The sequence below is a fragment of the Sphingomonas aerophila genome, assembly GCF_014199305.1.
GTDB classification, from domain to species: Bacteria; Pseudomonadota; Alphaproteobacteria; order Sphingomonadales; family Sphingomonadaceae; genus Sphingomonas; species Sphingomonas aerophila.
Genome location: NZ_JACIJK010000001.1, coordinates 500,240 through 514,097, shown reverse-complemented (window position 1 = coordinate 514,097; position 13,858 = coordinate 500,240). Strand labels below are relative to the sequence as shown.

14 protein-coding genes are annotated in these 13,858 nt (G+C 68.0%); 3 read left to right on the top strand and 11 right to left on the bottom strand.

The annotated features are described in order from the left end of the window. Positions 1 to 44: 44 nt before the first annotated feature. The 7 genes from tolB to FHS94_RS02635 all read right to left on the bottom strand — a co-directional run bounded on the left by tolB (position 45) and on the right by FHS94_RS02635 (position 6,154). Positions 45 to 1,448 (bottom strand): Tol-Pal system beta propeller repeat protein TolB, encoded by a 1,404-nt coding sequence (gene tolB, locus FHS94_RS02665; protein WP_184054292.1) that lies wholly within the window; start codon positions 1,446 to 1,448, stop codon positions 45 to 47. 5 nt (positions 1,449 to 1,453) lie between these two features. Then, complete coding sequence (locus FHS94_RS02660) at positions 1,454 to 2,452, bottom strand: cell envelope biogenesis protein TolA (RefSeq protein ID WP_184054290.1); 999 nt, start codon at positions 2,450 to 2,452, stop codon at positions 1,454 to 1,456. Positions 2,453 to 2,462: 10 nt separating this feature from the next. Next, a complete protein-coding gene (tolR, locus tag FHS94_RS02655) occupies positions 2,463 to 2,918 on the bottom strand; it encodes a protein TolR (protein ID WP_184054288.1) in 456 nt (151 codons plus the stop codon). A gap of 4 nt (positions 2,919 to 2,922) precedes the next feature. Further along, a complete protein-coding gene (gene tolQ / locus FHS94_RS02650; protein ID WP_184054286.1) occupies positions 2,923 to 3,615 on the bottom strand; it encodes a protein TolQ in 693 nt (230 codons plus the stop codon). Next, the gene (locus FHS94_RS02645) at positions 3,612 to 4,085 is read right to left on the bottom strand and encodes a YbgC/FadM family acyl-CoA thioesterase (RefSeq protein WP_343055127.1); all 474 of its coding nucleotides are present in this window, start codon (positions 4,083 to 4,085) and stop codon (positions 3,612 to 3,614) included. The genes tolQ and FHS94_RS02645 overlap by 4 nt, the downstream gene beginning before the upstream one ends. A 48-nt stretch (positions 4,086 to 4,133) precedes the next feature. Continuing rightward, complete coding sequence (locus tag FHS94_RS02640; RefSeq protein ID WP_184054284.1) at positions 4,134 to 5,033, bottom strand: hypothetical protein; 900 nt, start codon at positions 5,031 to 5,033, stop codon at positions 4,134 to 4,136. A gap of 134 nt (positions 5,034 to 5,167) precedes the next feature. Further along, positions 5,168 to 6,154, bottom strand: a complete 987-nt coding sequence (locus tag FHS94_RS02635) for an NAD(P)H-dependent flavin oxidoreductase (RefSeq protein ID WP_184054282.1) — start codon at positions 6,152 to 6,154, stop codon at positions 5,168 to 5,170. A 174-nt stretch (positions 6,155 to 6,328) separates the two neighbouring features. Here FHS94_RS02635 and FHS94_RS02630 point away from each other — a divergent pair, with 174 nt between their 5' ends. Then, positions 6,329 to 7,615 carry an MFS transporter gene (locus tag FHS94_RS02630; RefSeq protein WP_184054280.1) on the top strand — a complete coding sequence of 429 codons (1,287 nt, stop codon included), beginning with the start codon at positions 6,329 to 6,331 and terminating at the stop codon, positions 7,613 to 7,615. Here FHS94_RS02630 and FHS94_RS02625 read toward each other — a convergent pair. Further along, on the bottom strand, positions 7,588 to 8,859 hold the full coding sequence (locus tag FHS94_RS02625; RefSeq protein WP_184054278.1) for an aspartate kinase: 1,272 nt from the start codon (positions 8,857 to 8,859) through the stop codon (positions 7,588 to 7,590). The two genes, FHS94_RS02630 and FHS94_RS02625, sit on opposite strands and share 28 nt — an antisense overlap. Before the next feature lie 54 nt (positions 8,860 to 8,913). On the opposite strand from FHS94_RS02625, the gene ubiG reads away from it, so the two are divergent. After that, a complete protein-coding gene (ubiG, locus tag FHS94_RS02620) occupies positions 8,914 to 9,663 on the top strand; it encodes a bifunctional 2-polyprenyl-6-hydroxyphenol methylase/3-demethylubiquinol 3-O-methyltransferase UbiG (RefSeq protein ID WP_184054276.1) in 750 nt (249 codons plus the stop codon). Further along, positions 9,656 to 11,110 (top strand): DUF2029 domain-containing protein, encoded by a 1,455-nt coding sequence (locus FHS94_RS02615; protein ID WP_184054274.1) that lies wholly within the window; start codon positions 9,656 to 9,658, stop codon positions 11,108 to 11,110. The genes ubiG and FHS94_RS02615 overlap by 8 nt, the downstream gene beginning before the upstream one ends. On the opposite strand, the gene FHS94_RS02610 is transcribed toward FHS94_RS02615, so the two are convergent. From FHS94_RS02610 to FHS94_RS02600, 3 genes are read right to left on the bottom strand one after another with little or no spacing between them, the layout of a single operon-like run. After that, the gene (locus FHS94_RS02610; protein WP_184054273.1) at positions 11,060 to 12,271 is read right to left on the bottom strand and encodes a glycosyltransferase; all 1,212 of its coding nucleotides are present in this window, start codon (positions 12,269 to 12,271) and stop codon (positions 11,060 to 11,062) included. The two genes, FHS94_RS02615 and FHS94_RS02610, sit on opposite strands and share 51 nt — an antisense overlap. A gap of 16 nt (positions 12,272 to 12,287) precedes the next feature. Continuing rightward, entirely contained in the window at positions 12,288 to 12,788 is a 501-nt protein-coding gene (locus FHS94_RS02605) for a DUF2141 domain-containing protein (protein WP_184054456.1), read from the bottom strand. Between the two features lie 14 nt (positions 12,789 to 12,802). Next, positions 12,803 to 13,759: a hypothetical protein gene (locus tag FHS94_RS02600; protein ID WP_246348290.1), complete on the bottom strand. Its 957-nt coding sequence runs from the start codon at positions 13,757 to 13,759 to the stop codon at positions 12,803 to 12,805. Positions 13,760 to 13,858: the final 99 nt, after the last annotated feature.

Here is a 13,858-nt window from a genome sequence, read left to right as displayed (position 1 = left end):
TCTCTCCCGTAGAATGTCCCGGTTGATGCCCCCACCAACGTGCGTCAGGGCCGCAATGGTCCCCAGGCCGGGTCCGACCCGTCCAGCGGCGTCGGGATCTTGCGTTCGACGTTGCCGGTCAGGTCGACCATGAACAGGTCCGCCTTGCCGGCTCCACCCCGGCCCGATCGGAAAAACGTGATCACGCGGCCATTGGGCGACCAGCTCGGGCCTTCATCCTGCCAGCTGTTCGTCAGCAGCCGCTCGCCGCCGCCCGACGGGCTCAGCACGCCGATGCGGAACGCGCCCGAGATCTTCGTGAACGCGATCAGGTCGCCGCGAGGGCTCCAAACCGGCGTCGCATAGCGCCCGCCGCCAAAGCTGATCCGCTGCTGGTTCGATCCGTCGGCGTTCATCACATAAAGCTGCTGGCCGCCCGAACGATCGCTCTCGAACACGATCCTGGACCCATCGGGCGAATAGCTGCCGCCTGTGTCGATACCCGGCGCATTGGTCAGCCGCTGCGGCGTGCCGCCCTGGCTCGACACTCGATAAATGTCGGTATTGCCGCCCGTCGCCATGGAGAACAGGATGTAGCGGCCATCGGGCGAGAAACGCGGCGCGAACGTGGTCGCGACATTCTGCACCACCAGCCGCTGACGTCCCGATCCGATATCGTACACATAGATGGCGGGCACCCGGCCCACATAGCTCATGTACACGATCGACTGTTGATTGGGGGCAAAGCGCGGTGTCAGCACGATCGACTGGCCGTTGGTCAGGAAGCGGTGGTTGGCGCCGTCCTGGTCCATGATCGCCAGTCGCTTGATGCGCTTCGCCTTGGGCCCGGTCTCCGACACATAGACAACGCGGCTGTCGAAATACGGACCTTCACCGGTCAGGCGGCTATATACGCTGTCGGCGCACTTGTGCGCGGCGCGGCGCCAGTCTGCGGGCGGCACGACGAACCCCTGCCGCATGAGCTCCGTCTGCGCGGCAACATCGTACAGGTAGCACCCGACCGTCAGCGTGCCGTCGCCGTTCGCCCGGACATAGCCCTGCACCAGCGCCTGAGCGCCCGTGCCGCTCCAGTAAGGAAAGGCGGGCGCGGTCACCTCGGGCACCGTGACCGTGCGCAGCTGTGCGGGCGGCAATGGCGTGAACAGGCCCGAGTTGCGCAGGTCGTTGGCGATGATAGTCGACAGCTGCTGCCCCAGCGCATCGGTCGATCCCGCGGGCGTGTCGACGATCTGTTGCGCCGGCATCACCGGAATGGCGATCGGCGTCGGGGAGCTTGTGCCGCCCTCCACGTCCACCACCAGCCCGCCTGCCTGGTCGCCAGCAGGCGCCGCCTGCCCGGCTTGCGCCGGGGCTGGCGTTTGCGGCTGTGGCGCCGCGCCGGACTGCTGCTGTGCAACGGCGCTGCCGGCCAGCAGAAAGGCGGAGGCAAGGAGAAAGGCTTTGGTCATGTTGATCAACCCGGAAGCTTGTAGCGGAGCGTGAAGTTGCTCCAGCCATTCTGAACGTCGTACAACTCGGCAGGCAGGCCGGTAAGCGGCGAACAACCGACAAAGGTCGCGATTGCCAGGTCATCGACCCGCGCGACATAGCGCTCATTGTCGTCGTCCACGCCCGAATGCCCGACAACACGCGGCCGGGCGGCAAGGCTGCCGTCGCGATTAAGGCGCAAGTTGATGGTTACCTGGATACGCTCGGCGCCGGGCCCAGGCGTAACCTGCCGGTTCGCACAAGGCTGAACTTGTCGCTTGATGGCCGAACCGATGTTGGCCGCCTGCTGTGTTCCCATCTTTGCAGCCGGCGCGGCATCGGCGGCCGTGCTCTTGCTCGGCTGGTCGGTCAGGCCCTTGAGGAAGTCGTTGCCGAGCCGCCCGCCGCGTGGACGTGCCGCGGTCGCGCTTGGGCTGGATCCCGTTCCGCGAGAAGCGGTGGTGGGCTTGGCGGTGCTCGCCGCCGGCTTGGAGGCGGGCTTCGCGGGTGCAGCCTTGGCGGGTGCGGCCTTGGCCGGCACGGGCTTGGGCTGCGGTGCGGGCTTGGCGGGCGCAGGCTTGGGCTGCGGAACCGGCTTGGGCGCAGGTGCGGGCTTTGGCGCCGGCTTGGGCTGCGGTTTCGGCTCGGGCTTCGGAGGGGCTGGCTTGGGCTGGGGCTTCGGCTCGGGCGCGGGCTGTGGCGGCGCGGGGGCCGGCTCGGGCTTGGGTTCGGGTGGCGCCTCGATCGGCTCAGGCGGCGCTCCCTCTTCCGGCGGGCCGACTTCGGGCGCCTGCGACGTCGCGGCTTCGGCCGGATTGGGCGATGCGGACTCGATCGCGACATCCTGCACCAGGCTGACCTCGACCGGCTGCTGCTTCAGCTTGGCGGGATTGGGGGTGGCGAGAAAGCCGATGGACAGCAGGCCGAAGAGCACGATGTGCCCAACAGCGGCTACTCCCAGCCCGATCTTTTCCGCGCGTTCCATCAGTCGGCCATCAGCGCGCGTTTGCGCCCCCGCCCTCACCCGCATTGGTGACCAGGGCGATCCGGGTCAGCCCGGCACGGCTCAGTTCACCCATCACGTTCGCAACCCGTCCATAATTCTGGCCGCGATCGGCGCGCAGGTAGATCTGCGGTGGCTGGTCCTGCCCCGCCGCCTTGTTCGCGATCGCATCCAGCTTTGCCGGCAGGTCCGCCTCGCTCACCTCGTCCTTGTCGATGAACAAGCGCCCCTGGTCGTCGATCGACAGTTCGATCGGCTGCTTCTCCTGGTCCAGCGCCTTGGCCCGGCTGTCGGGAAGGTTCACCGGCACGCCCGCCGTCAGCAAGGGCGCCGTGACCATGAAGATGATCAACAGCACCAGCATCACGTCGACCAGCGGGGTCACGTTGATGTCCGCCATCGGCGCTCGCCGGCCGCGCGCGGAACGAGAGGGCAGGTTCATCGCCATTGGATCAGCGCGCCGCGTCGAGCTGGCGCGACAGGGTCGCGTGGAAGCCGTCGGCGAACCGGCCCAGCCCCGCCTCGACCTTGTTCACCGAATGGCTGAACCGGTTGTATGCGATGACGGCCGGGATGGCCGCGAACAGGCCGATCGCGGTCGCGAACAGCGCCTCCGCAATGCCCGGCGCCACCACCGCCAGTGACGAATTCTGCGCCGAGGCGATGCCGGTGAACGAGCGCATGATGCCCCACACCGTCCCGAACAGCCCCACGAACGGCGACACCGAGCCGATCGTCGCCAGGACGTTCAGCCGGTCGGACAGCCGGTCGACCTCGCCCGCAGCCGCAGCGCCCATCGCCGTCGCCAGCCGCTCACGCGTTCCTGCCTTGTCGATGGCGTTACCTGCAGTTGAGCGGCGCCATTCGCCGATCCCCGCCGCCAGCACCCGCGCGGAGGGCAGCTCGTTGTCAGCCTCCTTCTTGTGAAAGGCGTCGATGTCGTCCGCCTTCCAGAAATCATGCTCGAAGCGGGCCATGCCCTTGCGGACCCGGCGCAGGCGCATGGTCGTCCCGACGATAATGGCCCAGCTGGCGACGCTGGCGAGCAACAGCCCGGCCATCACGACCTTCACCACCAGATCGGCCTGGATAAACAGGGCGACGGGTGACAGCGTCGCTGCATCCATGTTGAAAACGGGGTTCATGGCCTCGGTTGTTCTCCCTGGGCGGCAAGGCCCTCGAAAATTGCGATCCAGGCCGCCGGCTGACGCACTGGTCGTCCTGCCGCCGTGACCAGCGCAAGCGTGACGGTCGCGGCGACGAGCAAGAGCTCGCCCCGCCTGACTTCCTGATGAACGACGACGCCCGCCGCGCGTATTCGACCAAGCCGCGATACCACGAGCAACGCCTCGTCCACCCGCGCCGGAGCAGAAAAGCGCAGGTGCAGATCGGCAACCGCATACGCGCCCTCACCGGCCGCGACGCGGGCACCATGGTCAATCCCGACCAGGCGCAACCATTCCGTTCGCGCCCGCTCCAGATAGCGGAGATAATTGGCGTGATAGACGACGCCGGACGGATCCGTGTCCTCGAAATAAGCGCGCACGGGATAGCAGTGCTCGGCACCGTCGAGATAACCCGTCGCGGGCAGATCTGGGCGGGCCTGCGAATTCACCCGCTGGCTGTTAACCTAACCGACCAGCGGGGAAAACCCCGCTCGCGATCAGCGCGTCGGCGGAACCGCGATTTCGAACACGGACGGGTCGAGTTCCAGCCGGGGCCGGGGCCGCGGCCGCTGCGGCACTGCCACCGCCATCGCGCCCGTGGCGGCGACCGGGATTGACCGCACGGCCGGCGCACGGGCTGGCCCCGAAACCAGAACCGCGGCCTCGCGCGCCGGCGTCGCCCCCGGGACAGGTCGGGCGGCAACGGGCTGCAACGTCCCCTGTTGCGCAAGCTGAGGCCGGCTTGCGACCACGACCGGCGGCGCCGCCGCGGCGATCACGACCGGAGGTACTCCTGCCATCGCGCCCGTGCGCCATGAATCATAAGCGCGGTAGAACTCGACAAAGGGCTGGTCGATGGCAGCGAGTTGCACCGACGCGGCGGTCGCAACAGTGCCCGCAGGGGCCGTCGATAGCATCGCAAGCGTCCGCTCCGCCGCCGCGCACAGGCCGTTACGGGCCGGCGTTTGTGAAAAGAAGTTGTACAGCCGCGTCATCGAATCATCGTAACGATCGCGCCAGTCGCCCCCACCTTGGCGGAACTCGGCCGCATAGCTCGCCTCCGCTGCCGCCAGTGCCGCTTTTTCCTGGCGCAGCAGGGCGTTGTAGCTCGCGATGATCGTGGCGCCCTGAACGCCCGGACAGGCGAGCGCGGCGACGTTCAGCCCGGCGCGCAGGTGCCACAAGGTCGCAGCTGCGGACAGGTGCTGGTTCGGCGTGGGAAAGCTGCCATCTGCCAAGGCGACCGGCACCCGCATCCCCGGCGTCGCCCCGGCGGGCAGCGGCGGCGCGATCGGTGCCGGAGCGGGCGCCACCGGGGGCACAACCATCGCAACATCTGCCGACCGGGTCGCGCAACCCGCGAGCAGGGGGAGAAGGAGGTAAGCGAGACGCCGCATGGCCACACCCTTGAACGCTGAAACGTGCCCTCAGCATCAGGTTATACGGTTAACGGTTGGTTAGCGGAACGGCTCACCCGGATCAGCCACCCCGGAAAGCCGACCTCGCTGCGGCCACATGGCTGCCGCGCGGGTCAGCCCGCCCGACGCCCCAACGCCGCGGCCGCTTCGTCCATCAACTCGGCCAGGATCGCGGCCGCGGGCTCCTCGCGCGTCACCATACCCACCGACTGCCCCGCCATCACCGACCCATGCTCGACATCGCCATCCACGACCGCCCGGCGCAACGCGCCTGCCCAATAATGTTCGATCTCCAGCTGCGCCTCGGCCATCGCCACCGCATTCTCATCCAGCCGTCCGGCGACTTCGCGCTGCTTGGCCGAGAACAGGTCGGAGGCCGCGTTCTTGAGCGCGCGTACCGGGATCACGGGCAGTCGAGCGTCATATTGCACGCTGGCCACCGCATCGCGGGCAGACGCACGAATAAAGGCGCGCTTGAAGTTGGGATGCGCGATTGATTCAGTCGCGCACACGAAGCGAGTGCCCAGCTGGACTCCCGCCGCACCCATTTCGAGATAGCCTGCGATCGCCTCTCCACGCCCGATCCCGCCAGCGACGAACACCGGCACAGCCCCGGCGATCTCCGGCAGCATCTCCTGAGCCAGCACGGACGTGGAAACCGGGCCGATGTGCCCGCCCGCCTCCATGCCCTCGATCACCAGCGCATCAACGCCCGACCGGATCAGCTTCTTGGCCAGCGCCAGGGTCGGGGCAAAGCAGATGCATCGCGCACCGGCACCCTTGATCGCTTCCAGGGAACCCTTGGGCGGCAGCCCGCCGGCAAGCACGACATGGCCGACACCGTGCCGCGCGCACACCGCAATCAGCTCCGATAATTGCGGGTGCATGGTGATCAGGTTCACCCCGAACGGCTTTCCCGTCAGCGCCTTGGTCGCGGCGATCTCCGTATCGAGCAGTTCGGGCGTCATCGCCCCACATGCGATCACGCCGAAACCGCCCGCATTGCTGATCGCGGCGACCAGGTTGCGCTCGCTGACCCAGGACATGGCACCGCCCAGCACCGCAACCTCGCTGCCCAGGAACGCAGCGCCACGCGACATCAAGCGACTCAATCGCTCACGTCCAGCGGACGCGGAGTCAGTGGCTTTGGGGGCGGGCGCAAGCGTATCGGTCATCGTGCGGGCCTACCGCGCCGATGCGTCTCCCGGCAAGCGTGTCACTTGCCATCGCGTCGATGCGCCCCGACAAGTGCCGCGGAATCGGGAACATACGTCATGCATGCACAGGCGCCGGACAGGCCGATCGCGACCAGTTCCCTTGTGCTTGCCGCCCTGTCCACGGTGGTCGAATGGTACGACTTCACCGTCTACCTCTATCTGTCGACCGTGCTCGCGCGGGTCTTCTATGGCGGCGGTCGCATGTCGCTGATCGCGACGCTCGGCGGCTTCGCCATCGCTTATCTGCTTAGGCCTTTGGGCGCTGCGGTGTTCGGCCATCTCGGCGATCGCTTTGGCCGACGCGTGTCGTTGCTGGGCTCGATGGCGATGGTCACGATTGCCACCCTTGTCACGGCGATGCTGCCGACCCATCAGGCGATCGGGCCCGCCGCGGGGTGGCTGCTACTCGTCCTGCGCTGTGTCACGGCCTTTGCGGTCGGTGGCGAGTACACGGGCGTCGTAGCCTACCTTCTGGAAGGAGCACCATCCGGTCGCCGTGGCCTGGTCACCTCCTGCGCCGCCGCCGCAAGCGAGGTCGGCGGGCTGCTGGCGGTTGCAGTGTCGGCCGCAACCGTCGGCTCGCTCGATCGGGCGGCGCTCGACGGTTGGGGCTGGCGCATCCCCTTTCTGATCGGGGCAGCGCTCGCCGCGATAGTGCTGGTCGCGCGGGCGGCGATGGAGGAGTCGCCCGACTTCCTGCGCCAACGCGCGCAGGGCAGCATTCCCGCCCGGCCTTTACGCAATACCCTGTTGCGACACCCCCAGGCAGTCGCGCGGGGTTTCGCGATCTCGGCATTGGGGTCGATCACCTACTATGTCGGCATCACCTATGTGCCGGCCTTCCTCTCCACGTTAGGGCCGCTGGCCGAAGCAACTGCGCTGTGGCTCGCGACTGCGGCTGCGCTGGTGGTGATCGCCGTGACGCCCTTGGTTGGCGCCTTGTCCGATCGCGTCGGACGCCGGCCGATACTGTTGGCCCTGGCAGTGCTCGGCGCGGCGTTGCCGCTCGTCATGTTCGGTTGGATGGCGACTGGCTCGGCGGCGCAGATGGTCACCGGCGCCTTGCTGCTCGCCGCCCTGGCGGGCGCGGTCAGCGCCGTGGGCGCGGTCGCCACGGCAGAGCTGTTTCCGGGTGAAGGCCGCTTGTCGGGCCTGGCGCTCGGCGCGACCACCGCCACCGCGATCTTTGGCGGGCTTGCCCCGCTGGTGGCGCAACTACTGGTCGAACAAACCGGCTGGACGCCGGCACCGGGCGCAATGATCGCCGTTGTCGCGCTTGCCGTTCTGCCGGTGCTGTGGCGCTTGCCCGCCGCTGCTCAGGCCGCTTCGGCGTCCAGTCCATAGGCGGTGTGAAGGACGCGCACCGCCAGTTCGGTTTCGTCCTCATGGATCAATACCGACACCTTGATCTCGCTGGTGGAGATCGCCTGGATGTTGATGCCGCGCTGGCCCAGCGTGGTGAACATCTGGCTGGCAACGCCAGCGTGGCTGCGCATGCCGACACCGACGACGCTGATCTTGGCGACACGCGTATCGTGGACCAGCTCGGCAAAACCGATCTCGCCCTGCGCCCCGTTCAGCGCATCGATGGACCGCGCCAGGTCGGCGCCAGGCACGGTAAAGGTCACGTCGGTTGATCCGGGCCCGGCCTGGCCGGCCTGATGCGCGATGTTCTGGATGATCATGTCGACGTTGATGTTGGCGTCGGCCAGCGGCGCGAAGATCGCGGCCACGGCGCCCGGCTTGTCTGGCACACGCGTCAGCGTGATCTTGGCCTCGTTCTTGTCGTGCGCGATGCCGGTGATGACCTGCCGTTCCACTGCTTCGATCTCCTCTTCGCCCACGATCATCGTGCCGGGCAGCGTGTCTGCCATCGGTGCATCCGGCCCGGTGAAGGACGACAACACCTGGACGCGGACCCCTTCCTTCATCGCCAGCCCGACCGACCGGGTCTGGAGCACCTTGGCGCCGACGCTGGCAAGCTCCAGCATCTCCTCATAGGTCACCTGGTGCAGCTTGCGCGCGCGGGGCACGATGCGCGGATCGGTCGTGTAGACGCCGTCGACGTCCGTGTAGATGTCGCAGCGCTCCGCCCCCATTGCCGCCGCCACCGCCACGGCGGAGGTGTCGGAGCCTCCCCGGCCCAGCGTGGTAATGCGCCCGCCCTCGGCCACGCCTTGAAAGCCCGGGATCACCGCGACCTCGCCTGCCGACAGGCTCGCATCCAGCGCGGCAGTGTCGATCGTGCCGATCCGCGCCTTGGCGAACGCCTCGTCGGTATGGATGGGCAGCTGCCAGCCAAGCCAGGAGCGCGCCGGCACGCCGATTGCTTGGAGCGCGATCGCAAGCAGCCCGCTCGTCACCTGCTCGCCCGCCGACACCACCACGTCGTATTCGCGCGGGTCGTACAGCGCGGATGCTTCGCGACAGAATCCGACCAGCCGGTCGGTCTCCCCGGCCATGGCGGATACGACAACCGCTACCTGGTTGCCTGCCTCCACCTCGCGCTTCACGCGCGCGGCGACACTGCGAATGCGCTCTATGCCGGCCATGGAGGTGCCACCGAACTTCATCACGATCCGAGCCATGGCGGTGGCAACATCCTCCTTGGGGACAAGCGGGCGCCCTGATAGGAACCGACCATGGCAAGCACAAGCACGATCGGGTCTGCGGCGAACGCGACCATCAACGCGCAGGAGGCCGCGCACTTCGGCAAGCTGGCGGCCGACTGGTGGAATCCCAAGGGCTCCTCGGCCATGCTGCACCGGCTGGGCCCGCCGCGATTGCGCTATATCCGCGAGGCTGCCGATGCACATTGGGGCGGCGATCCGAGCAGCTTCCAGCCGCTCGCCGGGCGTACCGCGCTGGATCTCGGCTGTGGCGCCGGGCTGCTTTGCGAGCCGCTCGCCCGCCTTGGCGCGGAGGTCACCGGCATCGACGCCGCGCCCGAGAACATCGTTGCAGCAGAGGCGCACGCCGCCTTGTCCGGCCTGCCGATCACCTACCGTCCGGGCAGCATCGCCGCGATCGGGGCCGCTTCGTTCGATCTCGTCACCAGCCTCGAGGTGATCGAGCATGTGGACGATCCAGCGTCGTTCATCCGTGGGCTGGCCGGCGCGCTCGCACCGGGCGGGCTGATGATCCTGTCCACCCCCAACCGTACCCCGCTATCGCGCATCGCCATGATCGGCATCGCAGAGGGTACGGGCATGATCCCGCGCGGCACGCATGACTGGCACAAATTCCTTACCCCTGCGGAACTGACCGATCTGCTGGTCGCTGCGGGGCTGGTGGTGCGCGACGTCCGCGGCCTGTCATTCAGCCCGGCGCGAGGGTTCGAGCTGAGCGACTCCACCGCCCTGGACTACCTGATTACCGCCGTTCATGCCTGATCGCGGCGCGGCGGCACCTGCCCGTGACGCGCTGCCCTTCGCCTTGTTCGCGGGTGCAGTCGCCGTGGTGCTGGTGGTGCTCGCCATGTTGCGGCCGGTCGATCATGATGAAAGCCAATATGTCGCCGCCGCCTCGCTGACCGCGCGCGGGCTGCTGCCGTATCGCGATTATGCCTATCTGCAGACGCCGTTGCAGCCCTTCCTGCTGGCGCCCCTGGTCCGCGCCGCGGGACTATGGGCATGGCCCGCGCTCCGCATCGCCAATGCGCTGTTCGCAGGTGTGGCCGTCATCGCGGTTGCAGGAGCGGCAATGGCCGCCGGCGCACCCCGTCGCGTGGCACTGAGTACAGCAGCGCTGTTCGCGACCACGGACATCCTGTTGTTCAGCGCCGGCACCGCCCGCAACGACGCCCTGCCCGCTGCGCTGCTCGGCGGCGCGTTATGGATCGCAATCCTGGCAGAGCGACGGGGCAGCGGATACGGCGCGGCGGCGTGGGTCGGGCTCCTGCTCGCCGCCGCCACCGCGACCAAGCTGTCCTATGCACTACCAGCCGGCGCTTATTGGCTCGCTGCCCTGGCAGACCGCCGACGCCAGCCCGTCGCAGTCATGCTCGGCGCGCTGCCGGTAGTAGCGTTTCTGGCATGGACATGGTGGCAGAGCCCGGCTGGGTTCGCGTTTGACGTGTTTCGTTTCCCGATGGAGGCGCCTGCGGAATATTACGTGGCCACGGACAGGGCCTGGCGCCTGTCCAACTGGGCGAAGGTCATCGATGCGCTCAAGTTTCTGGCGCTCGGCCCGGCGCTGCTTGCGGCGCTGGTTTTTGTCCGGGAGCGGCGGTGGCGGCGGCCGGACATGCTGGGCTGGATGATGCTGGCCGGCCTACTCGCCGCGCTGCTGCCAAGCCCCACCTGGCGCCAGTATTGGCTGCCGCTGCTGCCGCCCCTGTTCATCGCGCTCGCGCTGCTGTGGACTCGCCAGCCGCCACAACGGGCGATGCGGGTCGCGATGGCCGTGTTTGTGGTTGCAGGCCTTGCACCGTCTCTCGCCGCACTCGCAAACGGGCCGGGCTTATGGCGCGCCATGGCGGAGAGCCGCGCCGTCGGGGCAGCGCTCGACCGGGCCGGTATCGCGCCCGACGTGCCGGTCGCGACATTGTCGCCCCAATTGCTGCCGGCGGCGCGCCGGGCGCCCGATCCGCGGTTCGCCACCGGGCCCTTCTATTTCCGCAGCGCGGGCCTGCTCGATCGCGCGGAGGAAGGAGAACTCGCCCTTGTCTCCCGCGCCCGCATGCCGACCTACACACCCGCCGCGGTCCTGGTCGGCGGGGAGGACCGGTGGACCTCTGGCGATCCGGAGCTGGACCAAGCAATGCAGCGCTGGGCGCTGACGAGCGGACTACGCCGCGTTGACGTCCCGCGCTCCCGCCTGCGCTTGTTCATCAGGTAAACGCGCGGCGATCGCCCGCGCGTAGTAGTCGACCAGCATCGCTGCATGATCCTGGTCGCTCGGCACCTTGACCGCAGCTACCGCGGCGGCGCGGCGCAGCATTGCGGCGTCGCGCGCAAACAACCGCGCAATCGCATCTGCACCTGCCCGGGCATCACGCGCGGCGAACGTTTCGGAAAAGGGCGGCTGAGCGACCTCCGCCGCCCCGCCGATGTCCGGCACGATCAGCGGCGCGCCGCAGGCAAGCGCCTCGGACACCACCAGCCCGAATGTCTCGCTGTCGTTGCCGTGGATGTAGGCATCGCAGCTCGCCATGATGCGCGCGAGCTGGTGGCGGTCGCGGACCGGGCGGAACAGGCGGATGTGCGGGCTCGCCGCCACGCGCCGCTCAAGCGCCCGCGTCTCCACCCCCTCCCCGATCATTACAAGTCCCACCGGCAGGCTCGCACCAGCGCGCTCCACCGCGTCGATCACCACCGGCCAGCGCTTTTCCCCGTGGTGGCGGCCGATCGCGACCAGCAGGTGACCGCTTTCGGGCAGGCCGCATTGCGCCAGCAGCGCTCGCCGCAGCGCGTCATCACGCAGCGACGGGGAGAAGTGCTCGCGCTCGATGCCAAGCGTGATGTCCGCGTCGACCCTGACGCCGCGCGCGCGCATCCGCCGAGCCAATGCCGGTCCGTTCGCCACCACCACGTCATAGGGCTGGAGGAAGCGGCCCATGTACCGGGTGTACCAACCGAATGCCTGCTCGATCCGGGCGCGCGAGGCAAAGCCTTCGAACCAGCGCATCGCGTACGCTTCCATGTTGTCGTTGTGCATGAAGAAGGATTTCAGTGCCCTTCCCTGCCACTCCCCGACGATCCACGCCGGCCGCCAGGGGGAGGATGTTTCAACCACATCCGGATCATAATGGTCGAGCAGCCCGGTCACCGCCTTCCGGTCCCAGAACAGCCCATAGCGGCTGTCGAAGGGCATCCGTGGCGCCCGGACATAGTGGATGCGGCCACCGCCAGGCCGGTCCTCTACCCGGTCCTCCGTGCCCGGTGCGATCACGATCAGTTCGTGCCCCAGCGACGACAGAATCGGGATCTTGCGGTCGAGATAGGTGCGGACGCCGCCGCCAACCGGTGAATAGAACTCGTTGACGTCGACGATCCGCATGGGTCGGCGCCTCTCGCTAATCCGCGAAGCCGAAGCCGCCCAGGCCGCGCAGATACTGGGCCTTGATGGTCACCACCGCGACACCGCCCCCGACGTCGACGATCGCCTCGTCCACCTTGGGCCGCGACCGGCCAAGCCGACGATTGGTCGCGAAGCCTGCGCCGTCCGTCCAGATGCTGAACTTGTTCTTGCCGTCGCGACTATGCGTGAACAACAGCGCGTAGCGCCCCGGACGCGGCACGCGAATGCACATCGCGATCGACCCTGCCGGGGGAGTCGGCACCCGCACCCGCCGGAACAGCTTGCCCTCGCGGATCAGGTCGCGATCATCCTTCAGGAAGTCTTCCTCGTCCGCCGGGTAAAGCTCCAGCTTCAGCTCGCCCGTCCGGTCCTTCAGCCCGGTGATGTTCGCCTGGATCGCCGATCCCCGGCCCGGAGAGCAGGCGTCGGCATCGGAGCCGAGGATCTGCGCGCTCCCGGGGGCCGCCCACAGCAGCGCCGCCGCGACTGGCAGCATCGACCAATGCACCCTCACGCCCGTGCGCGCCGAAACCAGGCGCCGGCCCCGGCCTGCACGGCAAAAGCAACGGCAAGCACCGCGTGGACAAGCAGCGTCAGCCCGGCCGTCACCGCAACCAGTTCGGACACGGCCTGGCCTTGCCCGATCAACAGGATCGCGAAATTGGCGAACAGCAGGTCCTTGTTGGGCACCAGCGGCAGGCGGGACACCAGCAATCGTGCTGCCGCCAGGAACAGCCACATGACCAGTCCCACGCCCGGAAGCGCAAAATGCCAGGCGAGCGCAATCAGCACCGACCCGCACAGCAAGCGCAGGCAATGGATGCCGAACACCGACCAAAGCTGGTGCCGGGGCAGCGAAAAGACCCGGCGGGAGAACAGAAGAAACGGCAGGGAAATGGCAAGGGTAATGGCGGCGGACCCTAACGCCGTCTTGAACTGGTCCGGGGTCAGCAACCCACGTCCCAGCGGCAGTGCCAAGGCGACCATCCCCAGCGTGATCGCATTGCCGGCGATGGCGGACAGGATGCTGACATCCTTTACCGCGCCGAAGGGCGACGCGACCATGGTCGCCCGCGTGCGCGCCCACGCATAGAAATAAGCCTCGCCCGAGTAGCCCAGCACCACATCGTTCGCGATGCGCTTCTTCATCAACGCTGCCAGCCCGGCGATCGGGATGCCCCATAGCCGCCGGAAGATGACGAAATCAAAGAAGGGCGGCGACATATAGAGCAGCCCGAATGCCAGGTAGAACCAGGGCGAGTTCGGCAGCGAATGGTGCAGCTTGTCGAAACCCGACCCGAACAGCTCTTGGGCCAGCCCATACAGCATCGCGATCGTCAGCACGGCACCGATCGCCGCGGGCCAGCGGCTGTGGATGGATCGAAGCGGCTCCAGCCCGGCAAGGTCGCCGACCGGCATCAATCGTTCCGCGGCGGACGGGTCCGCCATTCCGGGCGCGCTGGTCATCGCTGGGCCTTGGGACGAATCACGCAACACCTTTGGTCAACCCCGCCGGTCGGGCATGCACATGTGGAAAACGCGTGTCGGCCGGCAAGCGCTCCCTTG